Raw genomic sequence first — 25,112 nt, forward strand, 5'->3', positions numbered from 1 at the left:
GGTCATGCGCGTTCTGATTATCGAAGACGAAGAGAAAACCGCGGACTATCTGCACCGCGGCCTGACGGAACAGGGTTACACCGTGGATCTGGCCCGCGACGGCATCGAGGGCCTGCACCTGGCGCTGGAAAGCGACTACGCGGTGATCGTCCTCGACGTGATGCTGCCGGGCCTCGACGGCTTTGGCGTACTGCGCGCGTTGCGTGCGCGCAAACAGACGCCAGTGATCATGCTCACCGCCCGTGAACGTGTCGAAGACCGGATCCGTGGTTTGCGCGACGGTGCCGACGATTACCTCGGCAAACCGTTTTCCTTCCTCGAACTGGTGGCGCGTCTGCAAGCGCTGACCCGGCGCAGTGGCGGCCATGAACCGGTGCAAGTGAGCATCGCCGACCTGTGGATAGATTTGATCAGCCGCAAGGCCACCCGCGCCGGCACGCGACTGGACCTGACCGCCAAGGAGTTTTCGCTGCTCAGCGTTTTAGCCCGGCGTCAGGGTGAGATCCTGTCGAAAACCGCGATTGCGGAAATGGTCTGGGACATCAATTTCGACAGCGACGCCAACGTTGTCGAAGTCGCGATCAAGCGTCTGCGGGCCAAGCTCGACGGGCCGTTCGACGAGAAACTGCTGCACACCATCCGTGGCATGGGTTATGTGCTGGAGAGCCGTGGTGTCCAGTAATTCGATTGCGCTGCGCCTGAGCGGAATGTTCACGCTGGTGGCGCTGCTGGTGTTTCTGTTGATCGGCGGCGCGCTGTATCAGCAGGTGGACAAGGGCTTGGGGTTGCTGCCGGAAGCCGAGCTGGACGCGCGTTATAGTGTACTGGAGTCGGCACTCAACCGATTCGGCACTCCCGAACATTGGGTGAAGATCAACGCCAAACTGAACTTGCTCGGCGAAGAAGACAAACGCATCCGCTTCTGGGTGGTGAGCGGTGACCCGGGTTATGAATATGGCCAGCCGGACGCCATGATCCGCGCCTTTGCCCAAGGCCCCCTGGGCATGCGCGACCTGCAACTGCCCAACCATGATTACCCGCTGAAAGTGCTGCTGACCGAACTGCCGGCCAAGGACCAACGCCCGCCCCTGCGGTTCATGATCAGCATCGACACCGAGACCTTTCACCAGACCCAGCACAACCTTCTTATCGCCTTGATCGGCCTGGCGATTGTCGGCGTGTTGATGGCCTCTGCATTGGGTTACTGGGTGGCGCGGATCGGCCTCAAGCCACTGATCAAGCTGTCCCACGAGGCGCAACGCCTGGCACCGCCGCTGCGGGCCGGACGCCTGCGTCTGTCGCCGTTGCCACCGGAACTGGAACAGTTTGTCGACTCGTTCAACTCGACACTGGAGCGGGTTGAACAAGCCTGGTCACGGTTGGAATCGTTCAACGCTGACGTGGCCCATGAGCTGCGCTCACCGCTGACCAACCTGATCGGCCAGACCCAGGTTGCCCTCACTCGCGGGCGTTCTGCCGAACATTATTTCGAAGTGCTGCAATCCAACCTCGAAGAGCTGGAACGCCTGCGCTCGATCATCAACGACATGCTGTTTCTGGCCAGTGCCGACCAGGGCAGCAAGGCCACCAAACTGACCTCGACGTCACTCGCCGATGAAGTGGCGACCACCCTCGAATACCTCGATTTCATCCTCGAAGATGCACAGGTCGAAGTACGAGTGAGCGGCGACGCGCAGGTGCAGATCGAGATCGCTCATTTGCGCCGGGCGTTGATCAATCTGCTGAGCAACGCAGTGCAACACACCGCGCCAGGACAGGTGATCGAAGTGCAGATCACGGTCGAGGAACATCAGGTCAGCATCGGCGTGGCCAACCCTGGCTCACCGATTGCCAGCGAGCATTTGCCGCGCTTGTTCGAACGCTTCTACCGGGTCGATGCGTCGCGCAGCAACAGCGGCAACAACCATGGTCTGGGGCTGGCGATCGTCAAGGCGATTGCGCTGATGCATGGCGGGGATGTGTTTGTGCGCAGTGATCGCGGAATGAACACTTTTGGCATTCACCTCCCGGTCTGAGGACCTGGATCGTTGCCATTCCCGCAACAGTCATTTATGAAAATCACGCTGTTTCCCGGCGCCCGGCGACCTTATCTTTGCCCGCACCAAACAGCACTTGCCAAGCAAGAAGGTTTTCAAGATGTCCAACAGTATGGGTATTGCCAGCGCTTTCGTTTTGTCCTCATTGATCCTGTCGCCGATGGCGATGGCTGAAGAATCGCAGTCGTTCGTAGCGCAAAACGCCGCTCGCGCCCAGGCATTCGAGCAGTATCAGGCAGAAGTGATGGCCAAGGCCCAAGACGCCACGCAAGCCCCTCAGGCCGCAACTTCCAAGGTTCAGGCAGCCGAGAAAGACAGCTGAGTCGCACACAGCGCAGTTTCCCTCGACGCGGTTGTTTGGCTCTTCCCGTTCAACCGTCGTCCTTCCAGGCCGCTGACTTTCAGCGGCCTTTTTTCGTTGTGGTGTGCAAGCGGCCTGGTTCGTCTCTTACAATTAGAAACATCCCGCACCTCAAGACATTGAAGTGTCAGTTGACCCAAGGAGCTTTACCGCACGTGCGTTACCCAGTTCGCTTCACCCCGCTGTTCATTGCAATTGCCGCAACGATTGCCCCCGCCGCCCATGCTGCCGAACCCGAGAAAGAGGGTTTCGTCGAAGGCTCGAGCCTCAACCTCAACGCCCGCAACTACTACATGAACCGTAACCGCCTGCAGCAGACGGACGACAACATCGAGTGGGGCCAGGGTTTCCTCGGCAAATTCCAGTCGGGCTACACCGAAGGCACGGTCGGTTTCGGCATTGATGCCCACGCCATGCTCGGTCTGAAACTCGACGGTGGTGGCGGTACGGACAACTCCAGCATCCTGCCGGTCAGCGACGGCAACGGCAAAGCGCCGGGCTCGTTCTCCACCGCGGGTGGCACGCTGAAAATGCGCGCGTTCGATACCGAATTGAAGGCCGGTGACCTGTTCCTCACCAACCCGGTGATCGCCGGCGGTGAAAGCCGCATGCTGCCGCAGACCTTCCGTGGCGTCAGCCTGACCAACCACAGCTTCGACGGCTGGATGATCGAAGGTGGCCAGGCCAGTTTCACCAAACCGTACAACCAGAGCGGTCACAAACGCATCGGCACCTCTTACGGCACGCTCGCCGAGCACGATGACAGCCAGCACCTGAACTGGGCCGGCGTGGCCTGGAGCGGCGTCGAAGGACTGACCAGCAGCCTTTATGCTTCCGAGCTGAAGGACATCTGGAACCAGTACTACTACGACCTCGACTACACCTGGGCGCTGAACGACCTGGTGACCCTCAACCCGGGCCTGCACTTCTATCACACGCAGGACACCGGCGACGCGTTGCTGGGCAACATCGACAACAACACCTACAGCCTGCATTTCACCGTCGGCATCGGCAGCCACAGCGTCACCGCCGCGTACCAGCGGGTCAACGGCAACACGCCGTTCGACTACATCAGCCAGGGCGACAGCATCTACCTCGACAACTCCCAGCAATACTCGGACTTCAACGGCCCGAACGAGCGCTCGTGGAAACTCAAGTACGCCTACGACTTCGCTGGTCTCGGCATGCCAGGCCTGACCTCGGCGGTGTCTTACTCGCGCGGCACGCTGGACCTGACCAAGGTCGACCCGGACAGCAAAGGCTACGCCTCGTGGTACAGCGCCGAAGGTCGCAACGCCAAGCACTGGGAACGTGACATCGACCTCAAATACGTGGTGCAGAGCGGCCAGGCCAAAGACCTGGCGGTACGTCTGCAATGGGCCACCAACCGTGGCGGCAACGGTTACGGCGCGCTGGATACGGACACAGATGAATACCGCGTGATCATCGACTACCCGATCAACGTCTTCTAAGATCGGCGCTACAGTAAGAAGGCCAGCCTTATGCGCTGGCCTTTTTCTTGCGTGTGCGGCAGCGACGTTTGTACAACTACGCTTAGAAGACTCTTCAACCGATAACCCAACCATGATCGCGAGCCGTACCCCACCCGTTGCGGGCAAGACCGGACGCCCCGAGTTGCTGTTGATCCTCGGCAGTCTGCTGAGCGTCATCGCGATTGTGTGCATCGTCACTTTTTTGCTGATTCGTGAGCACGCCAACGCTCAGGAATCGGCAACGCGCAGTGCCACCACCATCGCCCAACTGATCGATGCCGATGTGTTGCGCACCGTTGAGCTGTACGACCTGACCCTGCAAGGGCTGATCGCAGCGGCCCAGCGCGATGACCTGAAAAGCGTGTCACCGCAGATTCGTCACCTGGCGCTGTTCGACCGCTCCACGACCGCGCGCTTCAAGGGCGACATTCTTCTGCTCGACAAACATGGCGAGGTCATCGCCGACTCCTCGCGGGTCGAACCGCTGCCGGGCAATTTCGCCGACCGCGATTACTTTCTCGCCCACGCCTTCAACCGCGACACCGGCATGTACATCAGCCGCCCGTTCAAGCCACGTTGCGACTGCGACGACGCCAACCAGTGGCGTGTCAGCTTCAGCCGGCGCATCTCTTCGGACACCGGTGAATTCCTGGGTGTGGCGGTCGCTTCGATGAAGCTCGATTACTTCGACCAGTTGTTCAACAGCCTCGACATCGGCGTCGACAGCACGCTGAACATCATCAACAACGACGGCATCCTGCTGGCCCAGAAGCCCTATCTGCAAAGCGATTCGATCGGCAAGAGTTTTGCCGCCCGTCCCAATGTGGTGCGGATTCTGCGCGACCGCAGCGGCAATGGCAGTTTCAGCAGCATTTCGAGCATGGATCACCAGCAACGGCTGTACACCTACTCTCAGGTCGGCAACCTGCCGCTGACCGTGATCGTGGCGCTGTCGAGCGATGAAGTGTTCGGGGCGTGGAAGCGCACGGCGATTCTGATCAGCGGCGCCACCGGCGTGCTTTGCCTCGGCCTGTTATGGCTGACCTGGCTGCTGGCCCGGGAGCTGCGCCTGCGGCAACGGGCCGAACGAGAACTGGCGCAACTGGCGGCCACCGATGCCCTGACCGGCGTCGCCAACCGGCGGATGCTCGATCAGGCGCTGCGGCACGAATGGTTTCGTGCCCAGCGCTCGGGCAAGGCGTTGTCGGTGCTGATGGTCGATGCCGATCACTTCAAGGCATTCAACGACCGGCATGGTCATCAGGCCGGGGATCAGGCACTGCGCGAACTGGCCAAAGTGATTAGCGCCAATGTGCGGCGTCCGGCGGATCTGGTGGCACGTTATGGCGGTGAAGAGTTCTCGGTGATCCTGGCCGAAACCGACAGCGTCGGCGCGCAACAGATTGCCGAACATGTACGGGCGGCGGTGGAGCAGTTGCCGCGCCTGGAGGGGGATGAAGTGCCGATGACCGTGAGCATCGGTATCAGCACCTGGACGGCGGCGAGCGAGATCAGTCTGGAGCAACTGATGTTTGCGGCAGACAAGGCGCTGTATCAGGCCAAGGAAGGTGGCCGGAATCGAGTCGTGGTGGCGTCCTGAAAACAGGCATAAAAAAAGGCCACCCAAAGGTGGCCTTCAAAAAACTAGAGAGGTTTTTTACTTACACTGCCGCAACCGGGCGCATGTAAGAGATTGGTGCGGTGCTGGCGTCTTCGAACGTCACGACTTCCCAGGCATCTGTCTGCTCAATCAACTTGCGCAGCAGCTGGTTGTTCAGTGCGTGGCCGGACTTGAAGCCCTTGAACTCACCAATCAGGCTATTGCCCAGCAGGTACAGGTCGCCAATTGCATCGAGGATCTTGTGCTTCACGAATTCGTCTTCATAGCGAAGGCCGTCTTCGTTCAGTACGCCATCGGCATCGACCACGATCGCGTTTTCAACGCTGCCGCCGAGTGCGAGGTTGTGCTTGCGCAGGTACTCGATGTCACTCATGAAACCGAAAGTACGGGCGCGGCTGACTTCTTTTACGAACGAAGTGCTGGAAAAATCCACGCTTGCACTTTGGGTGCGGTCCCGGAAAACCGGGTGATCGAAATCGATCTCGAAGCTCACCTTGAACCCTTCGAAAGGGACGAAAGTGGCGCGCTTGTCGCCGTCTTCCACTGTCACTTCACGCAGGATGCGGATGAATTTCTTGGCGGCGTCCTGTTCTTCCAGGCCTGCCGATTGAATCAGGAATACGAAAGGTCCTGCGCTACCGTCCATGATCGGGACTTCGGACGCGGAGAGCTCGACGTAGGCGTTATCGATGCCCAGGCCAGCCATGGCCGAGAGCAAGTGCTCTACCGTGTCCACTTTGACGTCGCCGTTAATCAGCGTCGTCGACATAGTGGTTTCACCGACGTTTTCCGCGCGGGCAGGAATCTGCACCACAGGGTCGAGGTCAGCGCGACAAAACACAATGCCAGTGTCGACAGGCGCAGGCTTGAGGGTCAGGTAGACCTTCTCCCCGGAGTGCAGGCCTACACCTGTGGCACGGATAATATTTTTCAGTGTGCGTTGTTTAATCATGGCTTGGGCCGCTTCAGCGCAAATTGCGAACTGGTATCAACAAAGGCTGGCGATGATAGCAGACCATGCCTTTGCTGAACACCAATCACCTTCATAGCCCTGATACATTCCATCAATCAGCCTGACGACGCAGGAAAGCCGGGATGTCCAGGTAGTCCAGGTCATCTTGCGGATTCATCTTCGCGGCAGTCGCAGCACCGGCCTGAGCCTGGTTGCGCATGACGGTCGGACGGTCCAGATCACGGTAGTTCACCGCTGGCGCTTCCTGACGGGCGGGAGCCGGTTGTTGCACCTGAGCGGCAGCCATGGAGGTGTGAACGGTGTTGTCGATGACCTTCACAGGCTTCTCGATTTTCGCGCCCAGACCGGTGGCAACCACAGTTACGTGCAGCTCGTCGCGCATGTCCGGATCGATAACGGTACCGACCTTGACCATCGCGTGCTCGGAGGCGAAGGCTTCGATGATCGAACCCACGTCGGAGTACTCACCCAGGGACAGGTCAGGACCGGCAGTGATGTTCACCAGGATGCCGCGTGCGCCTTGCAGGTTCACGTCTTCCAGCAGCGGGTTGCGGATGGCCGCTTCGGTCGCTTCACGTGCACGGTTCGGACCGCTGGCGCAGCCAGTGCCCATCATCGCCATGCCCATTTCGCTCATCACGGTACGCACGTCGGCGAAGTCGACGTTGATCATGCCCGGACGCTTGATGATGTCGGAGATACCGCGAACGGCACCGGCCAGTACATCGTCAGCCTTGGCGAAAGCCGACAGCAGGCTGGCGTCTTTACCGAGGATGGTCAGCAGCTTCTCGTTGGGAATGGTGATCAACGAGTCGACGCTTTCGGAGAGCATGCGGATGCCTTCGTCGGCGATCTGCATACGCTTGCGGCCTTCGAACGGGAACGGACGCGTCACGACAGCAACGGTCAGGATGCCCATTTCCTTGGCCACTTCGGCGATGATCGGCGCAGCACCGGTACCGGTACCGCCGCCCATGCCAGTGGTGATGAACACCATGTTGGTGCCGGCCAGCACTTCAGCGATGCGCTCGCGATCTTCCAGCGCAGCCTGACGGCCGACTTCCGGGTTGGCGCCGGCGCCCAGGCCTTTGGTCACGCCGGTGCCCAGTTGCAGAATGGTACGCGCGCCGATGTTTTTCAGCGCTTGAGCATCGGTGTTGGCGCAGATGAACTCGACGCCTTCGATGTTGCTCTTGACCATGTGGTTGACAGCGTTGCCGCCGCCACCGCCAACACCGATAACTTTGATTACCGGGCTTGCGGGGATGTTGTCTACGAGTTCGAACATTTTCCCTCTCCTTACATTCTCTAGTTTTTTCGCCTACTGCATTTTGTTGCGGTGTTGCGGTAAAGCTTTAGAAGTTGCCTTGAACCCACTTCTTCAATCGGTCCAGCAACGGCGCCTGCGGCTCATCGTTGCTGTAGCTGTCGCGGCTGCCGATGCCCGAGAACGAGATCCCGTCGGACTGCTTCTGCAGGCCGTACATCAACAAGCCAACGCCAGTGGAATAAATCGGGTTGCGCACCACGTCATCCAGACCTTTCACACCATGGGGCACACCCAGGCGGACCGGCATGTGGAAGATTTCCTCGGCCAGTTCGGTGGCGCCTTCCATTTTCGACGTACCGCCGGTCAGCACGATGCCGGCCGGGATCAGGTCTTCGTAGCCGCTGCGACGCAGCTCGGCCTGGATCAGGGTGAACAGCTCGTCGTAACGCGGCTCGACCACTTCGGCCAGGGCCTGACGGGACAGTTCGCGCGGCGGACGGTCGCCGACGCTCGGCACCTTGATGGTTTCGCCGGCACCGGCCAGTTTGGCCAGCGCGCAGGCGTAACGGATCTTGATCTCTTCGGCGTACTGGGTCGGGGTGCGCAACGCCATGGCGATGTCGTTGGTCACCTGGTCCCCGGCAATCGGGATCACGGCCGTGTGGCGGATGGCGCCTTCGGTGAAGATCGCGATGTCGGTGGTGCCGCCGCCGATGTCGACCAGGCACACGCCCAGCTCTTTTTCGTCGTCGGTCAGTACCGAGTAGGCCGAGGCCAATTGCTCGAGAATGATGTCGTCGATTTCCAGACCGCAGCGGCGCACGCATTTTTCAATGTTCTGTGCAGCGTTGACGGCGCAGGTGACCACGTGGACCTTGGCTTCCAGACGCACGCCGGACATGCCCAGCGGCTCGCGCACGCCTTCCTGGTTATCGATCACGTAGTCCTGCGGCAAGGTGTGCAGCACCCGCTGGTCAGCCGGGATCGCCACAGCCTGGGCGGCGTCGAGTACGCGCTCCAGGTCAGCCGAGCTGACTTCGCGATCACGAATCGCCACGATGCCGTGAGAGTTCAGGCTGCGGATGTGATTGCCCGCCACGCCGACGAACGCCGAGTGAATGCGGCAGCCCGCCATCAGTTGGGCTTCTTCAATCGCGCGCTGGATCGATTGCACGGTGGACTCGATGTTCACCACCACGCCTTTCTTCAGGCCGCGGGACGGATGAGTGCCGATCCCGACGATTTCCAGCGAGCCGTCGTCCGCAACCTCGCCGACCAGCGCCACCACCTTGGAGGTGCCGATATCGAGACCGACGATCATTTTGCCGCTTTGCACGTTTGCCATGGGTCCTGCCTCTTCTTAATTCTTTGCGACAGCGGGTTGGGCTGTCGTCGGCGCTACTGGTTCCCGCCAGCCAACAGCGAGGCCGTTGGCATAGCGCAGATCGATGCGCGCAATGTTCGTAATCTGGTCTTTAAGCGTCTTGTCATAGATGGCAATGAAGCGGCGCATCTTTTCCACCAGGTTGCCGCGTCCCAGCAGCAACTCGATGCCGGGGCCGGAACTGCCGGCACCGGTAGTCAGGAACCAGCTGCCACGCTCACGCAGCTCAAGGCGCGCAATCGAGAAGCCCATTGGCCTGAGCATCTGGCTCAGCACCTGATACTGCTGCATCACTTGCTGCTGGGCCCGCTGCGGGCCGAACAGCTGTGGCAAGTGTTCGTAGTTCGCCAGTTCCTTGGGCGTGAACGCCTGGCCCTGGTTGTTGAGCAGCGACTCGTCGCCCCAACGGGCCACGGGCAGTTGCTCTTCGAGGCGGATCACCACCTGGTCCGGCCACACCCGACGGACTTCGGCGTGAGCGATCCACGGCATCTGCTCCAGCTCGGTGCGCATGCTCGCCAGGTCGATGGTGAAGAAGCTCGACGCCACGTACGGGGCGATTCGCTGCTGCACCGCTTGCTGGCTGATGTAGCTCAGGTCGCCCTGCACCGCGATCTTGGTGATCGGCCGGTCGGCGTACGGCAACAAACGCTGCGCGCCTTCGTAGGTACCGAACCCGAGTACCACCAGCAATACCGGCCAGAACAGGCTTTTCAGAAAGCCGAAATTGGCTTTGGGCAGGCGCGCGGACATCGGCTCTTTGGCCACCATTCGGCTGGCACCCCGCGGCACCGGCTTGCGGCCGGGAGCGGGTGGCTGATGTCTGAGCTGTGCGCCTTGCATGGTCTTAACCTCGCGCCTCTTTCTTGCCATCGGCATCGACACTGGCGGCCAGAATGGCCAGGACCAGTTGCTGGAAATCCAGACCGGCCGCTTTCGCCGCCATCGGTACCAGGCTGTGATCGGTCATGCCGGGAGCGGTGTTGACTTCCAGGAACCAGAATTTGCCGTCGGCGTCCTGCATCACGTCCGCCCGACCCCAACCACCAATGCCCAGCGCTTCGCAGGCTTGCGCCGTGAGGTCCATGAGTTCTTTTTCCTTGGCGGCATCCAGCCCGCACGGAATCCGATACTGGGTATCGTTGGCGATGTACTTGGCGTCGTAGTCGTAGAACGTGTGTGGCGTACCCAGGGCGATAGGAGGCAACACCTGGTCACGCAGGGTGGCGATGGTGAACTCCGGACCGTGGATCCATTGCTCGACCAACACTTGCGAATCGTAGGTACTGGCCGCTTTCCATGCGTCGATCAACTCGGACGCAGAACTCACTTTGGCCATCCCGATACTTGAACCTTCATGCGCCGGTTTGACGATCAAAGGGAAGCCCAGTTCCGTCGCTGCCGAAATACAATCGGCCTCGCTGCGCAGCACGGCGTGACGTGGCGTCGGAATACCCAGCGTGTGCCAGACCTGCTTGGTGCGCAGTTTGTCCATCGCCAGCGCGGAAGCCAGGATGCCGCTGCCGGTGTACGGAATGCCGGCCACTTCGAGCAGGCCCTGCATACTGCCGTCTTCACCGCCACGACCGTGGAGGATGATGAACGCGCGGTCGATTTTTTCGCTCAGCAAGCGCTGCAGAATGTCAGCGCCGACGTCGATCCCGAACGCGTCCACACCGGCGCTTTGCAGCGCAGTGAGCACGGCGTTGCCGGACTTCAGCGAGACTTCACGCTCGGCACTCAAGCCACCGAACAGCACGGCAACGCGGCCGAAGTCTTTCGGGGCAATGGTGGAGAACAGATTGGCGTAGGCAGCAGTCATTTCAACTTCCCCTCGACCGGCGCCGCCACGGCACCGGCGAACAACTCGCTTTTCAACAGTTTCGGTGCGAGGCCGCCGATGTCACCGGCGCCCTGGCACAGCAGAATGTCGCCGGCACGCAGCAGCGGCTTGACCAGCGGCGCGAGATCGACACCGCGCTCGATGTAGATCGGGTCCAACTGACCGCGCTGACGGATGCTGTTGCACAGCTTGCGGCTGTCAGCCCCCGGAATCGGCTCTTCGCCGGCCGGATAGACTTCCATCAGCAGCAGCACGTTGGCGTCGGCCAGTACATTGACGAAGTCGTCGTACAGGTCACGGGTGCGGCTGTAGCGGTGCGGCTGGTAGACCATCACCAGGCGGCGCTCTGGCCAGCCACCGCGCACAGCCTTGATCACGGCCGCGACTTCGGTCGGGTGGTGACCGTAGTCATCGACCAGCATCACGTTGCCGCCGTCCACCGGCAGCTCGCCGTAGACCTGGAAACGTCGGCCGACACCCTGGAACCCGGACAGGCCCTGGACGATGGCTTCATCACTGACGCCCTCGTCGGTGGCGATGCAGATGGTCGCCAGGGAATTGAGCACGTTGTGGTTGCCCGGCATGTTCACGGACACATCCAGCGGCTCGCGATCAGGACGCAGCACGGTGAAGAAAGTCTGCATGCCTTGCTGGCGCACATTGATAGCGCGCACGTCAGCGTCTTCGCTGAAGCCGTAGGTGACGGTCGGACGCTTCACCTGCGGCAGGATTTCACGCACCACCGGGTCGTCCAGACACATCACCGCCAGACCATAGAACGGCAGGTTGTGCAGGAACTCGACGAAGGTTTTCTTCAGTTTGTTGAAGTCACCGTCGTAGGTCGCCATGTGGTCGGCGTCGATGTTGGTGACCACGGCCACCAGCGGTTGCAGGTGCAGGAAGCTGGCGTCGCTCTCGTCGGCCTCGGCGATCAGATAGCGGCTGGTGCCGAGCTGGGCATTAGTGCCCGCGGCATTCAGACGGCCACCGATGACGAACGTCGGGTCCAGGCCACCGGCCGCGAACACCGAAGCGATCAGGCTGGTGGTGGTGGTTTTGCCGTGCGTACCGGCGACGGCGATGCCATGGCGGTAGCGCATCAGCTCGGCGAGCATCTCGGCACGTGGCACCACCGGAATACGACGCTCAAGGGCGGTCGCCACTTCCGGGTTGGAGGTGTTCACGGCGCTCGACACCACCAGCACGTCAGCGGCAGCGGCGTTCTCGGCACGGTGACCGATGAAGATCTGCGCACCGAAGGATTCCAGACGCTCAGTGACCGGCGAAGCCTTCAGGTCGGAGCCGGAGACGGCGTAACCCAGGTTCAACAATACTTCGGCAATGCCGCACATGCCCACGCCGCCGATCCCGACGAAGTGGATGCGACGGATGCGGCGCATTTCCGGTTGCGGCATGGCTTTCTGATTCTCAACCATGGGCCACCTCCAGACAGGTATCGACCACGCTGCGGGTGGCTTCGGGTTTTGCCAGACGGCGGGCCGCTTGGGCCATTTCTTCGAGTCGTTGCGGTTGCATCAAGACCTCTGTCAGGCGCGCGGCAAGGTCCGCGGCACCAGTCGTTCTTTGCGGCATCAGGAAGGCAGCGCCTTCGCGGGCCAAATAATCGGCGTTGCGGGTCTGGTGATCGTCGATCGCGTGGGGCAAGGGCACCAGCATCGAGGGCAGACCGGCGGCAGCCAGCTCACTGACGGTCAATGCGCCTGCGCGGCACACCACCAGGTCAGCCCAGCCATAGGCCTGGGCCATGTCCTTGATGAAGGGCTGCACCTGCGCGTCCACGCCGGCGGCGCGGTAGCGCTCCGCAGTCACTTCATCGTGATTTTTGCCGGCCTGATGAAACACTTCCGGACGCAAGTCGGCAGCGACTTGTGCCAGGGCTTCAGGCAGCAACTTGTTCAACGGTTCTGCGCCCAGGCTTCCGCCCAGAATCAGCAAACGCGCCTTGCGTCCGGCCAGGGCCGCACGCGGTGTTTCGAGGAACAGCTCGCTGCGCACCGGATTACCGGTGGTACGGCGGCTGTCCGACAGGGTAAAGGTGTCGGGGAAGGCTTCACACACCCGGGCGGCGAACGGCACCAGCAACCGATTGGCGGTGCCGGCCACGGCGTTCTGCTCGTGAACGATCACCGGTACGCCGGCCAGTTTCGCGGCGATGCCACCAGGGCCGGTCACGTAACCACCGAAGCCGACCACACACACCGGACGCAGCCGGCGAATGATCGCCCGCGCCTGCCACACCGACTTCAGCAGCATGAACGGCGCCTTGAGCAGCGACAGCTTGCCCTTGCCGCGCAGACCGCTGGCGTTGATGCGATGCAATTCGAGGCCGGCGGCCGGCACCAGGTCGTTTTCGATCCCGCGTGGCGTGCCGAGCCAGTGCACGGTATAGCCGCGCGCCTGGAATTCACGGGCACAGGACAGTGCCGGGAACACGTGGCCACCGGTACCGCCGGCCATGATCAATACGTTAGCGCCCATGATTCGGCTCCTCCGCGAAGTCGCTCTCATGGAATTCCATCTCTTCACTGCCCAGGTGGGTCCGACTCTCCCACTCGATCCTCAGCAACAAGCCAAGGCAGGCGCAGCAGATCACCAGGGAACTGCCGCCATAACTGAGAAACGGCAAGGTCAGGCCCTTGGTCGGCAGCAGGCCGACGTTCACGCCGATGTTGATCAGGAACTGACCGATCCACAGGAACGACAGACCGTAGGCAACATAAGCGGCAAAAAACTGTTTGGCTTTCTCGGCCCACAGACCGATGTACATGCCGCGAATACACACGAACACGAACAGCGCGACGGTGCACAGCGAACCCACCGCGCCCAGCTCTTCAGCCAGTACCGAGAACACGAAGTCGGTGTGGGCTTCCGGCAGGTAGAACTGCTTCTGCACACTGTTGCCCAGACCCACGCCCAGCCACTCGCCGCGACCGAACGCGATCAACGCTTGCGACAATTGATAACCGGCACCGAACTGGTCGGCCCACGGGTCGGCGAAGTTGGTCAGACGCGCCATCCGGTACGGTTGCATCTGAATCAGCAACACCACCGCCGCCACCGCCAGCACCACCATCAGTGAGAACCGGAACAACCCGACCCCGCCGAGGAACAGCATCGCCGCCGCGGCGCCCATCATTACGACGGTGGCACCGAAGTCCGGCTCCATCAGCAACAGGCCGGCCATCGGCAGCAGCACGATGAATGGCTTGAAGAAGCCCATCCAGCTCTCGCGCACTTCCTTCTGGCGACGCACCAGATAACCGGCGAGGTAAATCACCACGAACACCTTGGCGATCTCGGACGGCTGAACGTTGAAGAAGCTGAAACCGATCCAGCGCATCGAACCGTTAACCTCACGGCCGATCCCCGGGACGATCACCATCACCAACAGACCGAACGCACCAATCAGCATCAGCCAGCCCAGCCGCTGCCAGGTGGCGATCGGAATCATCATGGTGACGATGCACGCGCCCAGTCCCAGCACCACGTAGATCAGGTGACGGGTCATGTAATACAGCGCACTGCCCGACTGCACCGCACCGACTTCAGTCGATGCCGAAGCGATCATGATCAGGCCCAAGCCGAGCAGCGCCAGGCAACCGGCGAGCATCGGGAAGTCGAGGTCGATCCCGCGCCCGGTGATGATCGGCGACGGATACGGCTTGATGATGTTTCTCAGGCTCATGCCAGTTCCTCCACGGCGCGGACGAACTGGTGACCACGGTCTTCGTAATTCTTGAACATGTCGAAACTGGCGCAGGCCGGCGACAGCAGCACCACGTCACCCGGTTGGGCGGCGGCGCGGCATTGTTCGACCGCATCGACCAAGGAAGTGGCGCGAATCAGCGGCACGGCGTCGCCGATGGCCTCGCCGATCTTGTCGGAGTCGCGGCCCATCAGGATCACGGCGCGGCAATGAGCGGCTACCGGGTCACGCAGGTCCTTGAACTCTGCACCCTTGCCATCGCCACCGGCGATCAGCACGACCTTGCCTTCGATGTCCGCACCCAGGCCTTCGATGGCAGCCAGTGCGGCGCCGACGTTGGTGGCTTTGGAATCGTTGTAGTAACCGACGCCGCCCAGGTCACGCACCCACTGGCAGCGATGCTCGAGGCCGGCGAAGTTGCGCAGGGCCGCGAGCATGGCGTCGAACGGCAGCCCGACCGCGTGGCCGAGCGCCAGCGCCGCCAAGGCGTTGGACTGGTTGTGGGCGCCGCGAATCTTCAGTTCACGTACCGGCATCAGGTTCTGGAATTCGAAGGCCAGGTATTTCTCGCCATTCTCTTCGCGCAGACCGAACGCCTTGAAATCGGGTTTGGTGAGGCCGAAGGTCCAGCATGGCTGGCCCTCGCCCATCAGCGGACGGGTCAACGCGTCCTGACGATTGACCACGAACTGCTTGGCGCCACGGAAAATCCGGTGCTTGGCCAGGTGATAGGCCGGCAGACCGCTGTAGCGATCCATGTGGTCTTCGCTGATGTTGAGCACGGTCGCCACTTCGGCGTTGAGCTGGTCGGTGGTTTCCAGCTGGAAGCTCGACAGCTCCATCACGTACAGCTCGACGTCATCGCTGAGCAGGTCCAACGCCGGCGTACCGAGGTTGCCGCCCACTGCCACACGTTTGCCGGCCGCAGCCGCCATCTCGCCGACCAGGGTGGTGACGGTGCTTTTCGCGTTGGAACCGCTGATGGCCACGATCGGCGCCTTCGCGTTACGCGCGAACAGCTCGATGTCGCCGGACAACTTCACGCCACGGGCCGCGGCGGCTTGCAGGGCCGGGGTCGCCAGCGCCAGACCGGGGCTCACGTAGAGCTCGTCGGCACGGCACAGGAACTCGACGTCCAGCTCGCCACAACGCACTTCCACGTGCGGATAGTCACGCTGGAGCGTGGCCAGTTCCGGTGGATTTTCCCGCGTGTCGGCCACCGCAAACGCCACGCCCCGGTTCGCCAGGAAGCGAACCAGGGACATGCCGCTCTTGCCGAGGCCGACAACGATACGGAAGTGGTCAGAAGCGATCAGAGACACTCGTTCTACCTCAGCTTCAGGGTGGCAAGGCCGATCAGCACGAGAATCACGGTGATGATCCAGAAACGGACGATCACACGCGGCTCGGGCCAGCCCTTGAGTTCAAAGTGGTGGTGTATCGGAGCCATGCGGAACACACGGCGACCGGTCAGCTTAAAGGAAGCAACCTGAATCACGACTGACAGGGTTTCCATCACGAACACGCCGCCCATGATGAACAGGACGATTTCCTGACGGACGATCACCGCGATGGTGCCCAAGGCTGCGCCCAGCGCCAGTGCGCCGACGTCACCCATGAAGACTTGCGCCGGATAGGTGTTGAACCACAGGAAGCCCAGACCGGCACCGATCAGTGCACCGCAGAACACGATCAACTCACCTGCGCCCGGTACGTAAGGGATCAGCAGGTATTCAGCGAACTTCACGTTACCCGACAGGTAGCAGAAGATGCCCAGGCCACCGCCGACCATCACCGTCGGCATGATCGCCAGACCGTCGAGGCCGTCGGTCAGATTGACCGCGTTGCTCGAACCGACAATCACGAAGTAGGTCAGCACGATGAAACCGGCGCCCAGCGGAATGCTGTAGTCCTTGAGCATCGGCAGGATCAGGGTGGTTTCCACCGGAGTGGCAGCGGTCATATAAAGGAAGATCGCCGCGCCGAGGCCGAACACCGACTGCCAGAAATACTTCCAGCGACTCGGCAGACCACGGGAGTTCTTCTCGATCACCTTGCGGTAGTCGTCGACCCAGCCGATGGCGCCGAACAGCAGGGTCACCAGCAGAACGGTCCAGACATAACGATTGCTCAGGTCAGCCCACAGCAAAGTGCTGACACCGATCGAAGACAGAATCAGCGCGCCACCCATGGTCGGCGTACCGGATTTGGACAGGTGCGATTGCGGGCCGTCGTTACGAACGGACTGACCGATCTGACGGTTCTGCAGGGTGCGGATCATCCACGGGCCATAGCACAGCGACAGGACCAGCGCGGTCAACACACCGAGAATCCCGCGCAGGGTCAGGTACTGGAAGACCGCGAAGCCTTTGTAGAACTGTTGCAGATACTCCGCTAGCAGCAGCAGCATTAATGTTTCTCCAGACTGGACCCGCACAGGGCCGCAACGATGTTTTCCATCGCTGCGCTGCGCGAACCCTTGATCAAAATGGTGGTGTTTTTGTCCTGCTCGGCGCCGAGGGCCTGGATCAGTTCGGCCTGTGTGCCGAAGTGATGCGCCTCGTTACCGAATGCGTTCACGGCGTGGACCATGTTCGGCCCGACGGCGTAAAGCGCGGAAACCTTGCCCCGGGCGTATTCGCCCACGTCGCGGTGCCCCTGCTCCGCCCAGTCGCCCAACTCGCCGATATCCCCGAGCACCAGAACGGTGCGGCCGGGAAAGCCGGCGAGTATATCAACGGCCGCACACATGGAGGTGGGGTTCGCGTTGTAAGTGTCATCGATCACGCGCATGCCGTTTTTCGCCAGTTGCGCGACGGTGCGACCCTTGACCGGTTGTACCGCGCCAAGCCCGGTGGCGATGCCGAACAGCGACACGCCCAGGGCGTGAGCGGCAGCGGCAGCGGCCAGGGCATTGGCGACGTTATGAGTGCCGAGCAGGTTCAGTTGAACCCGTTCCACACCTTCAGGACTGTGCAGGTTGAACGCCGGGCAGCCACGGGCATCGGTGGCCAGATCGCTGGCGTGGAAATCTGCCTGGGTGTTGCTCAGGGCAAAGGTCAGCACCTTGCGACCGGCAGCGCGGGTCTTCCAGATACCGAACGCCTTGTCATCGAGGTTCAGCACGGCGACGCCATCGGCCGCCAGCCCTTCGATGATTTCACCTTTGGCTTCGACGATTTTCTCTGGCCCACCGAACTCACCGACGTGAGCGGTGCCGGCGTTGTTGAGGATCGCTACGTGCGGCTTGGTCAGCCCGACGGTGTAGGCGATTTCACCCAGACGCGAAGCACCCAGTTCGATCACTGCCGCGCTGTGTTCCGGGGCAAGTTCGAGCAGGGTCAGCGGCACGCCGAGGTCGTTGTTCAGGTTGCCACGGGTCGCGTGCACCGAACCGCGCGTGCGCAGGATGCTCGCGAGCATTTCCTTGACCGTGGTCTTGCCGCTGGAGCCGGTGACAGCCGCAACCGGTTTGGTAAATGCGGCACGGTTCAGCGCGCCCAACTGGCCGAGGGCCTGGCGGGTGTCCTTGACCAGCAATTGAGGCAGCGTGCTGTCGGCGACCTCACGCTCGACCAGCGCCGCGACCGCGCCTTTTGCAGCGACGTCGTTCAAATAGTCATGACCGTCGAAACGCGGGCCGGTCAGTGCAATAAACAGTTGGCCAGCCTTGATGGCGCGACTGTCGATGCTCACGCCGTCAAAACTGGCGTCCGCACTGATCAGACGTGCGTCGAGTGCATTGGTCAGTTCGCTGAGTTTCAGGGCCTTAAGCATGGGCCACCTCCCACGCGGTCAGGGCGTGATCCGCCTCGACCAGATCAGAGAATGCGTGGCGCTCGCCGTTGATTTCCTGATAGTCCTCGTGACCTTTGCCGGCCAGGACCACCACGTCATCCGCCGAGGCGCTGGCGATCAATTGCGCGATGGCCTGGCCACGGCCGGCCACGAATGTCACGTTATCCACAGCCGTGAAACCGGCGCGGATGTCATCGAAGATCACCGCCGGATCTTCGGTGCGCGGATTGTCATCGGTGACCAGCACGCGGTCGGCCAGACGCTCGACCACTTCGGCCATCAACGGACGTTTGCCGCGATCGCGATCACCGCCGCAACCGAACAGGCACAGCAACTGGCCTTTGACGTGTGGACGCAGTGCGGTCAGAACTTTTTCCAGCGCATCCGGCGTGTGGGCGTAATCGACCACCACCAGCGGCTGGGTGCCACCGCCGAGACGCTGCATGCGTCCGGCCGGGCCTTCGAGTTTCGGCAGCACCTTGAGGATTTCGTCGAGGGCGTAGTCCAGACCGAGCAAGGCGCCAACCGCAGCCAGTACGTTGCTCAGGTTGAAACGGCCCAGCAATGTGCTGCGCAGATGATGCTCGCCCTGCGGCGTGACCAGCGTGGCGCGCACACCATGGTCGTCGAACTGCGCTTCGCGGACATACAGATAGGCACTGCTGTCGAGCAAGCTATATGTAATCAAACGCGAATCACGCTTTTCAGCGGCCAGTTGCCGGCCGAAATCGTCGTCCAGATTGACCACGCGGCACTTCAGGTCATTCCAGGCAAACAGCTTGGCCTTCGCTTCGGCGTAGGCCTCCATGGTGCCGTGGTAATCGAGGTGATCGCGGGACAGGTTGGTCATCACCGCCACGTCAAACGCCAGTGCAGTGACCCGGCCCTGATCCAGACCATGGGACGAAACTTCCATGGCCACGGCTTTGGCGCCGGCCTTTTTCAGGTCGCCCAAGGTCGCTTGCATGGCGATCGGATTCGGCGTGGTGTGCAGGCCGCTTTGCAGCGAACCGTAGAAACCGGAGCCAAGGGTGCCGACGATGCCGCAATGCTGGCCGAGCAGGTCCAGCGCCTGCGCCACCAGTTGAGTCACGCTGGTCTTGCCGTTGGTGCCGGTCACGCCCACCAGGTTCAGGTGATGACTTGGCTCACCGTAAAAACGACCGGCAATATCCGACAGCTGCGCGGCCAGGCCTTTGACCGGAATCAGCGGCACGTCAGTGATCGGCAGCACGGTGGCGCCTTCCACTTCGTAAGCCACGGCGGCGGCACCACGGTTGAGCGCATCAGTGATGTGCGCACGACCGTCGAACTTGCCGCCCGGCACCGCGAGGAACAGGTCGCCCGCGCGCACGTTGCGGCTGTCGAGTGCCAGTTCACGGATCAACAGATCGTGGCCGGCGTGGGGGAAAATCTTGTTCAGACTAAGAGACATCAGCCGCGCCCTCCATTGGCTTTCAGCGGAACGGCCGGGGTGGCGTTGGCCTGTTGTGTTGTCGGCAGGTTGTCCGGGGTCACGTTCATCAGACGCAGGGTGCCGGACATCACACGGCTGAATACCGGCGCCGAAACCAGACCACCGAAGTAACCGGCCTTGCTCGGTTCATCGATCACCACGACGATGGCGTAACGCGGATCGCTCATCGGGCCGAAACCGGCGAACAGCGAGCGGTACGAGTTTTCGGCGTAGCCCTTGGTACCCACCGACGTCTTGCGCGCAGTACCCGACTTGCCCGCCACGTGATACGCCGGCACCTGCGCACGGAATACACCGCGCGGGGCCTCGATCACCTGTTGCAGCATGCCTTGCATGGTTTTCGCGACGGCTTCCGGCAGCACCTGAGTGGTCTGTGGCGCCTTGTCGGTTTTGATCAGGGTCAGCGGCGCGAGGCGACCGTTGTTGGCCAGCGCCGAGAACGCGTGCACCAGCTGAATTGCGGTCACCGAAATACCGTAGCCGTAGGACAGCGTTGCGGTTTCGGCTTTACGCCACTCGCGGTAATTCGGCAGGTTACCGACACGTTCGCCCGGGAAGCCGAGGCCGGTGTCCTGGCCGAGGCCGACTTTCTGCGCGAGACGGAAAATGGTTTCGCCGCCGATATCGAACGCGACCTTGCTCATGCCGACGTTACTGGAATTGATCAGAATGCCGGTCAGGTCGAGTACCGGACCTTCGGTCTTCGATACGTCCTTGATCGTGTATTTGCCGATCTGCAGGGAGCCCGGATACACCTCGACGGTGTCGCTCGGTTTCCAGCGGCCGGTTTCGATCGCGGCGCTCATCGAGATCGCTTTCATGGTCGAACCCGGTTCGAACACGTCGATCATCGCGCGGTTACGCATCATCGCCGGTTGCAGGTTGCGACGGTTGTTCGGGTTGTAGGTCGGCTGGTTGACCATGGCGAGGATTTCGCCGGTCTTCACGTCCATGATCACCAGGCTGCCAGCCTTGGCGCCGTTCTCGATGATCGCGTTACGCAGCTCGCGGTTGGCCAGGTATTGCAGACGCAGGTCAATGGACAACGCCAAGGGCTTGCCGGCCTTGGCGTTTTTGGTGACCTGGACATCCTTGATCAGCCGTCCGCGCCGATCCTTGATGACTTGCCGCTTGCCGGGCACGCCGGCCAGCCACTCGTCGTAGGCCAGCTCGACGCCTTCACGACCGTGATCATCGATGTCGGTGAACCCGACCATGTGAGCGGTGACTTCACCGGCCGGATAGAACCGGCGGAATTCTTCGATGCCGTAGACGCCCGGCACTTTCAGGTCGAGCACGGCCTGGCCCTGCTCGGGGGTCAGCCCGCGCACCAGATAAATGAATTCTTTGTTGGCCTGGGCTTCGAGGCGTTCGGCCAGGGCTTTCGGATCCTGCCCCAGCGCCGCCGCCAGTGCCGGCCACTTCTCTTTGGCCGTCTGCATTTCCTTGGCGTTGGCCCACAGCGTGGTCACCGGGGTACTCACGGCCAGAGGCTCGCCGTTGCGGTCGGTGATCAGGCCACGGTGTGCTGGAATCGGAATGTGACGAACGCTGCGCGCATCGCCCTGCCCCTTGAGGAAGTCACGGTCGACCACTTGCAGGTCAATGATGCGCCAGCAGATCGCGGCCACCATCACGCCGAGCAGACCTACCAACAGACGGAAGCGCCACGGGAAGAGTGCCCCTTCGAGTTTCATCATGGCGCCACCATCTTCACGTCAGCCGCGCCAGGGATGTGCATCTTCAGTTGTTCGGTGGCCAGCACTTCGATCCGGCTGTGGGCGGTCCAGGTGCTTTGCTCCAGGATCAGGCGCCCCCACTCGGCCTGCGCCTTGTCGCGCACGCTCAGTTCGTTGTACAGGGTATTGAGCAACTGCCGGTTCCAGTGGGCGCTGTAAGACACGCCGATGGCCGACACGAGCACGCCGATGAACAGCAGCAGCATGAAAAAGCTGCCGCCAGGCAGTGGCTTGGCGAAAAGCTTGCTCACCGCAGCTTCTCCGCGACGCGCATGACGGCGCTACGGGAACGTGGGTTGGCTTTGAGTTCGGCGTCGGAGGCCGTCTGCGCTTTGCCATGGACTTTGATTTTCGGTTCGAACGCGACGTGGCGAACCGGCAGGTTGCGCGGCAGGTTGTCGGCTTCGCCTTTCACCAGCTTGCGCATGAACAGTTTGACGATGCGGTCTTCCAGCGAGTGGAAGCTGATCACGACCAGACGACCGCCCACTTCCAGGCATTCGAGCGCGGCTTCAAGGCCCGCTTCCAGATCGCCCAGTTCGTTGTTGACGTGAATGCGCAGACCCTGAAATGCACGGGTTGCCGGGTTCTTGCCCTTTTCCCACGCCGGGTTGGCGACTTTCAGGACTTCGGCCAGATCGGCGGTACGCTCGAACGGCGTGATGTCACGACGTTCGGCCACGGCGCGAGCCATGCGGCCGGAGAAACGTTCTTCGCCATATTCCTTGAACACCCGGGCGATTTCTTCCACAGGCGCGGTGTTGACGAACTCGGCCGCGCTGATGCCACGGGACGGATCCATGCGCATGTCCAGCGGGCCGTCATTGAGGAAGCTGAAGCCGCGTTCGGCATCATCGAGCTGCGGCGAAGACACGCCCAGGTCGAGCAGAATGCCGCTGACCTTGCCGTCCAGACCACGCTCGGCAACCACCGAACCGAGCTCGGCAAAGCTGCGCTGCACAACGACAAAGCGGCCGTCTTCGGCCGCTAGCGTTTGCCCGGTGGCAATCGCTTGAGGATCCTTGTCGAATCCGATGAGCCGGCCGTCGGGACCGAGCTTGCTGAGGATCAACCGGCTGTGCCCGCCGCGTCCGAACGTGCCGTCCAGATAGCAGCCATCAGGACGTACGGCGAGAGCCTCGACGGCTTCGTCAAGCAGTACGGTGATGTGGTTAAAGCCGCTATCAATAGTCACAGGATCAAATCACGCAGTTCGTCAGGCATGGCGCCCGGTTGTTGTATGGCAGCCAGGTCAGCGGCAGAAACCGCGTTCCAGGCATCTTCGTCCCACAATTGGAACTTGTTCAGTTGGCCGACCAGCATCGCGCGCTTGTCCAGCTTTGCGTATTCGCGCAGACGCGGCGGAACCAGAAAACGACCACTGCCGTCGAGCTCGAGGTCAACGGCATTACCAATCAATAAACGCTGCAGACGACGGTTCTCTTCGCGGAGCGAAGGAAGCGCGCGCAACTTGGTTTCAATAATTTCCCACTCATCGAGCGGGTAGACACACAAACATGGATCAACGGCATCAATGGTCACGATCAACTGGCCGGAACTACGCGAAACGAGCTCGTCACGGTACCGGCTCGGCATGGCGAGACGGCCCTTTGCGTCGAGACTGATAGCGTTAGCTCCGCGAAACACGTCTGCGTTTCTCCAATTTTTATCGTTTTGAGCTCAAAAAACCCACTTCATGCCACTTTCCGCCACTTGCGCACACTATAGGAATGCGCCCACCACACCGTCAAGGCGCGGATTAAAGGAAAACCCTTACAGAACGGAGATTTAGGAGCATAAAAGGAGGCGCAACGAGAATCTGGCGGATGCTTTTATCCAATAACTTGATGCAGCACTGAAAGCTGCGCTCGAAAGTTAAAGTAATTTGTTAAGAGTAAGATTTTTTCGGTATTACAAAAGCGCTTCTGCTGTTGATTGAAGCAAGGTGGGAAATGGCTATTACTGCGGTTGCCGCTGCCGGATTTCCAGAGCAGGCCTGCTGATAATAAACAGCCCTGTCGCCTTTAATTCAAGCAGGGAAAAGAAAAAGGTGGAGAGTCGATCTGTAAGCCGGGTTCTGTCTTGAACAGTCATTCGTCTACGATGGCCATCACTGGACATCTTTAGCAACCTACCCGGTCCCAGCGCGGGCCACGCCTTGGGACCCTATTTGGTCTTGCTCCAAGTGGGGTTTACCTAGCCACGAACTGTTGCCAGACGTGCGGTGCGCTCTTACCGCACCTTTTCACCCTTACCGGCGCCGAAGCGCTTAGGCGGTTATTTTCTGTGGCACTTTCCGTAGGCTCACGCCTCCCAGGCATTACCTGGCACTTCGCCCTATGGAGCCCGGACTTTCCTCCCCCCCCTAATTTTCATAGAGGGCAGCGACTGTCCGATCGACTCTCCGCCGCGCAGGTTAACGGCAGAGCGCCCGAAGAACAAGCGCTAATAGCCCGCAAACCGGTCTGCGCGACGGGTTACGCGTCTTTTTGCTGATCCAGCGCGACCTGATACAGCACGTTTTTGCGCTCACCGGTGATTTGCGCCGCCAGAGCCGCCGCGCGCTTGAGCGGCATCTCTTCGAGCAACAGATTGAGGATGCGCATCGCCTCGCTGCTGACGGCATCTTCGGATTCCGGCGCAGTCCAGCCAGCCACCACAACAACACATTCGCCACGCTGTTGATTGCTATCCGCCTCGACGAATGCGCGCAACTCGGCCAGCGGCAGGCCCTTGAGCGTTTCAAAGGTTTTGGTGATTTCACGGGCGAGCAATGCCGGGCGATCAGCGCCAAATACGGCTTCCATATCCTGCAGACACTCCAGAATACGATGCGGCGCCTCGTAGAAAATCAGCGTGCGCGGCTCTTCCTTGATCGCCTCAAGACGCGCCTTGCGCCCCACCGCCTTGGCCGGCAGAAAGCCTTCAAAAATGAAACGATCAGACGGCAGACCGGCAGCCGACAGTGCCGCAATCAACGCGCAGGCACCCGGTACCGGCACCACATTGATCCCGGCGGCACGCGCCTGACGCACCAGGTGATAACCCGGATCGGAAATCAGCGGCGTACCGGCATCGGAAATCAGCGCCACGTTATCGCCAGCCAACAGGCGGGTGATGAAGCGACTGCCTTCGTCACGCTCATTGTGTTCGTGACAGGCCGCCAGCGGTGTAGTGATGCCGAAGTGCTGCATCAGACGCTGGGAATGGCGCGTGTCTTCGGCGGCAATCAGCGCCACTTCGCGCAGGATTTTCAACGCCCGGGCGCTGATGTCATCCAGGTTGCCGATGGGCGTCGCCACCACATAAAGCGAGCCCATAGCGGAATTCAAAGCACCTGGAGCAGTCAAAGCGCACACCTCATGATCG

Annotated in this window: 22 protein-coding genes and 1 other RNA gene; 5 read left to right on the top strand and 18 right to left on the bottom strand. The window is 61.3% G+C overall.

Annotated features, from left to right (window positions below; translation table 11 throughout):
- The first annotated feature begins 4 nt into the window (after positions 1-4).
- The 5 genes from IF199_RS24825 to IF199_RS24845 all read left to right on the top strand — a co-directional run bounded on the left by IF199_RS24825 (position 5) and on the right by IF199_RS24845 (position 5,511).
- Complete coding sequence (locus tag IF199_RS24825) at positions 5-682, top strand: heavy metal response regulator transcription factor (RefSeq protein WP_053123617.1); 678 nt, start codon at positions 5-7, stop codon at positions 680-682.
- Positions 672-2,036 carry a heavy metal sensor histidine kinase gene (locus tag IF199_RS24830; RefSeq protein WP_192558951.1) on the top strand — a complete coding sequence of 455 codons (1,365 nt, stop codon included), beginning with the start codon at positions 672-674 and terminating at the stop codon, positions 2,034-2,036. The genes IF199_RS24825 and IF199_RS24830 overlap by 11 nt, the downstream gene beginning before the upstream one ends.
- A gap of 121 nt (positions 2,037-2,157) precedes the next feature.
- Positions 2,158-2,379, top strand: a complete 222-nt coding sequence (locus IF199_RS24835; RefSeq protein ID WP_102621250.1) for a hypothetical protein — start codon at positions 2,158-2,160, stop codon at positions 2,377-2,379.
- A gap of 194 nt (positions 2,380-2,573) precedes the next feature.
- Positions 2,574-3,890 (top strand): OprD family porin, encoded by a 1,317-nt coding sequence (locus tag IF199_RS24840; protein ID WP_192558952.1) that lies wholly within the window; start codon positions 2,574-2,576, stop codon positions 3,888-3,890.
- Between the two features lie 112 nt (positions 3,891-4,002).
- The gene (locus tag IF199_RS24845) at positions 4,003-5,511 is read left to right on the top strand and encodes a sensor domain-containing diguanylate cyclase (protein ID WP_102621248.1); all 1,509 of its coding nucleotides are present in this window, start codon (positions 4,003-4,005) and stop codon (positions 5,509-5,511) included.
- A 61-nt stretch (positions 5,512-5,572) separates the two neighbouring features.
- Here the strand turns inward: IF199_RS24845 and lpxC are convergent, their stop codons facing one another.
- The 18 genes from lpxC to rsmI form a co-directional block, all read right to left on the bottom strand.
- Complete coding sequence (lpxC, locus tag IF199_RS24850) at positions 5,573-6,484, bottom strand: UDP-3-O-acyl-N-acetylglucosamine deacetylase (protein ID WP_007916984.1); 912 nt, start codon at positions 6,482-6,484, stop codon at positions 5,573-5,575.
- A gap of 112 nt (positions 6,485-6,596) precedes the next feature.
- Entirely contained in the window at positions 6,597-7,793 is a 1,197-nt protein-coding gene (ftsZ, locus tag IF199_RS24855; protein WP_025109282.1) for a cell division protein FtsZ, read from the bottom strand.
- Positions 7,794-7,860: 67 nt separating this feature from the next.
- Positions 7,861-9,120 carry a cell division protein FtsA gene (ftsA, locus tag IF199_RS24860; protein ID WP_007956755.1) on the bottom strand — a complete coding sequence of 420 codons (1,260 nt, stop codon included), beginning with the start codon at positions 9,118-9,120 and terminating at the stop codon, positions 7,861-7,863.
- Between the two features lie 15 nt (positions 9,121-9,135).
- Positions 9,136-10,002 (bottom strand): cell division protein FtsQ/DivIB, encoded by an 867-nt coding sequence (locus tag IF199_RS24865; RefSeq protein ID WP_096822827.1) that lies wholly within the window; start codon positions 10,000-10,002, stop codon positions 9,136-9,138.
- Between the two features lie 4 nt (positions 10,003-10,006).
- The gene (locus IF199_RS24870) at positions 10,007-10,981 is read right to left on the bottom strand and encodes a D-alanine--D-alanine ligase (RefSeq protein WP_096822828.1); all 975 of its coding nucleotides are present in this window, start codon (positions 10,979-10,981) and stop codon (positions 10,007-10,009) included.
- Positions 10,978-12,438, bottom strand: coding sequence for a UDP-N-acetylmuramate--L-alanine ligase (gene murC, locus IF199_RS24875; RefSeq protein ID WP_085733672.1), 1,461 nt, complete (start codon positions 12,436-12,438; stop codon positions 10,978-10,980). Before murC ends, IF199_RS24870 begins: the two co-directional genes overlap by 4 nt.
- Positions 12,431-13,501, bottom strand: coding sequence for an undecaprenyldiphospho-muramoylpentapeptide beta-N-acetylglucosaminyltransferase (murG, locus tag IF199_RS24880; RefSeq protein ID WP_096822829.1), 1,071 nt, complete (start codon positions 13,499-13,501; stop codon positions 12,431-12,433). The genes murC and murG overlap by 8 nt, the downstream gene beginning before the upstream one ends.
- A complete protein-coding gene (gene ftsW / locus IF199_RS24885; protein ID WP_096822830.1) occupies positions 13,491-14,708 on the bottom strand; it encodes a putative lipid II flippase FtsW in 1,218 nt (405 codons plus the stop codon). The genes murG and ftsW overlap by 11 nt, the downstream gene beginning before the upstream one ends.
- On the bottom strand, positions 14,705-16,051 hold the full coding sequence (murD, locus tag IF199_RS24890) for a UDP-N-acetylmuramoyl-L-alanine--D-glutamate ligase (RefSeq protein WP_192558953.1): 1,347 nt from the start codon (positions 16,049-16,051) through the stop codon (positions 14,705-14,707). Before murD ends, ftsW begins: the two co-directional genes overlap by 4 nt.
- A gap of 5 nt (positions 16,052-16,056) precedes the next feature.
- Entirely contained in the window at positions 16,057-17,139 is a 1,083-nt protein-coding gene (mraY, locus tag IF199_RS24895) for a phospho-N-acetylmuramoyl-pentapeptide-transferase (protein WP_096822832.1), read from the bottom strand.
- Positions 17,139-18,506 (bottom strand): UDP-N-acetylmuramoyl-tripeptide--D-alanyl-D-alanine ligase, encoded by a 1,368-nt coding sequence (locus IF199_RS24900; protein WP_192558954.1) that lies wholly within the window; start codon positions 18,504-18,506, stop codon positions 17,139-17,141. The genes mraY and IF199_RS24900 overlap by 1 nt, the downstream gene beginning before the upstream one ends.
- Complete coding sequence (locus tag IF199_RS24905; protein WP_192558955.1) at positions 18,499-19,962, bottom strand: UDP-N-acetylmuramoyl-L-alanyl-D-glutamate--2,6-diaminopimelate ligase; 1,464 nt, start codon at positions 19,960-19,962, stop codon at positions 18,499-18,501. Before IF199_RS24905 ends, IF199_RS24900 begins: the two co-directional genes overlap by 8 nt.
- The gene (locus IF199_RS24910) at positions 19,962-21,701 is read right to left on the bottom strand and encodes a peptidoglycan D,D-transpeptidase FtsI family protein (protein ID WP_173861365.1); all 1,740 of its coding nucleotides are present in this window, start codon (positions 21,699-21,701) and stop codon (positions 19,962-19,964) included. Before IF199_RS24910 ends, IF199_RS24905 begins: the two co-directional genes overlap by 1 nt.
- Positions 21,701-21,994 carry a cell division protein FtsL gene (gene ftsL / locus IF199_RS24915; protein ID WP_007956777.1) on the bottom strand — a complete coding sequence of 98 codons (294 nt, stop codon included), beginning with the start codon at positions 21,992-21,994 and terminating at the stop codon, positions 21,701-21,703. Before ftsL ends, IF199_RS24910 begins: the two co-directional genes overlap by 1 nt.
- Complete coding sequence (gene rsmH / locus IF199_RS24920; protein WP_425220332.1) at positions 21,991-22,938, bottom strand: 16S rRNA (cytosine(1402)-N(4))-methyltransferase RsmH; 948 nt, start codon at positions 22,936-22,938, stop codon at positions 21,991-21,993. Before rsmH ends, ftsL begins: the two co-directional genes overlap by 4 nt.
- Positions 22,935-23,390, bottom strand: coding sequence for a division/cell wall cluster transcriptional repressor MraZ (mraZ, locus tag IF199_RS24925; RefSeq protein ID WP_003205355.1), 456 nt, complete (start codon positions 23,388-23,390; stop codon positions 22,935-22,937). The genes rsmH and mraZ overlap by 4 nt, the downstream gene beginning before the upstream one ends.
- A gap of 403 nt (positions 23,391-23,793) precedes the next feature.
- Positions 23,794-24,147: RNase P RNA component class A (rnpB, locus tag IF199_RS24930), an RNA gene on the bottom strand.
- 73 nt (positions 24,148-24,220) lie between these two features.
- Positions 24,221-25,063 carry a 16S rRNA (cytidine(1402)-2'-O)-methyltransferase gene (gene rsmI / locus IF199_RS24935; protein ID WP_173861362.1) on the bottom strand — a complete coding sequence of 281 codons (843 nt, stop codon included), beginning with the start codon at positions 25,061-25,063 and terminating at the stop codon, positions 24,221-24,223.
- Positions 25,064-25,112 lie beyond the last annotated feature (49 nt).

Source organism: Pseudomonas allokribbensis, assembly GCF_014863605.1.
In the GTDB taxonomy this organism is placed as follows: Bacteria; Pseudomonadota; Gammaproteobacteria; order Pseudomonadales; family Pseudomonadaceae; genus Aquipseudomonas; species Aquipseudomonas allokribbensis.

Coding starts and splice junctions, on each gene's coding strand:
- IF199_RS24865 (WP_096822827.1), bottom strand. CDS start 10,002: ATGCAAGGCGCACAGCTCAGACATCAGCCACCCGCTCCCGGCCGCAAG.
- mraY (WP_096822832.1), bottom strand. CDS start 17,139: ATGCTGCTGCTGCTAGCGGAGTATCTGCAACAGTTCTACAAAGGCTTC.
- lpxC (WP_007916984.1), bottom strand. CDS start 6,484: ATGATTAAACAACGCACACTGAAAAATATTATCCGTGCCACAGGTGTA.
- IF199_RS24845 (WP_102621248.1), top strand. CDS start 4,003: ATGATCGCGAGCCGTACCCCACCCGTTGCGGGCAAGACCGGACGCCCC.
- IF199_RS24905 (WP_192558955.1), bottom strand. CDS start 19,962: ATGTCTCTTAGTCTGAACAAGATTTTCCCCCACGCCGGCCACGATCTG.
- murC (WP_085733672.1), bottom strand. CDS start 12,438: ATGGTTGAGAATCAGAAAGCCATGCCGCAACCGGAAATGCGCCGCATC.
- ftsA (WP_007956755.1), bottom strand. CDS start 9,120: ATGGCAAACGTGCAAAGCGGCAAAATGATCGTCGGTCTCGATATCGGC.
- IF199_RS24870 (WP_096822828.1), bottom strand. CDS start 10,981: ATGACTGCTGCCTACGCCAATCTGTTCTCCACCATTGCCCCGAAAGAC.
- ftsZ (WP_025109282.1), bottom strand. CDS start 7,793: ATGTTCGAACTCGTAGACAACATCCCCGCAAGCCCGGTAATCAAAGTT.
- rsmI (WP_173861362.1), bottom strand. CDS start 25,063: ATGGGCTCGCTTTATGTGGTGGCGACGCCCATCGGCAACCTGGATGAC.
- IF199_RS24900 (WP_192558954.1), bottom strand. CDS start 18,506: ATGCTTAAGGCCCTGAAACTCAGCGAACTGACCAATGCACTCGACGCA.
- murG (WP_096822829.1), bottom strand. CDS start 13,501: ATGGGCGCTAACGTATTGATCATGGCCGGCGGTACCGGTGGCCACGTG.
- IF199_RS24910 (WP_173861365.1), bottom strand. CDS start 21,701: ATGAAACTCGAAGGGGCACTCTTCCCGTGGCGCTTCCGTCTGTTGGTA.
- IF199_RS24825 (WP_053123617.1), top strand. CDS start 5: ATGCGCGTTCTGATTATCGAAGACGAAGAGAAAACCGCGGACTATCTG.
- ftsW (WP_096822830.1), bottom strand. CDS start 14,708: ATGAGCCTGAGAAACATCATCAAGCCGTATCCGTCGCCGATCATCACC.
- IF199_RS24835 (WP_102621250.1), top strand. CDS start 2,158: ATGTCCAACAGTATGGGTATTGCCAGCGCTTTCGTTTTGTCCTCATTG.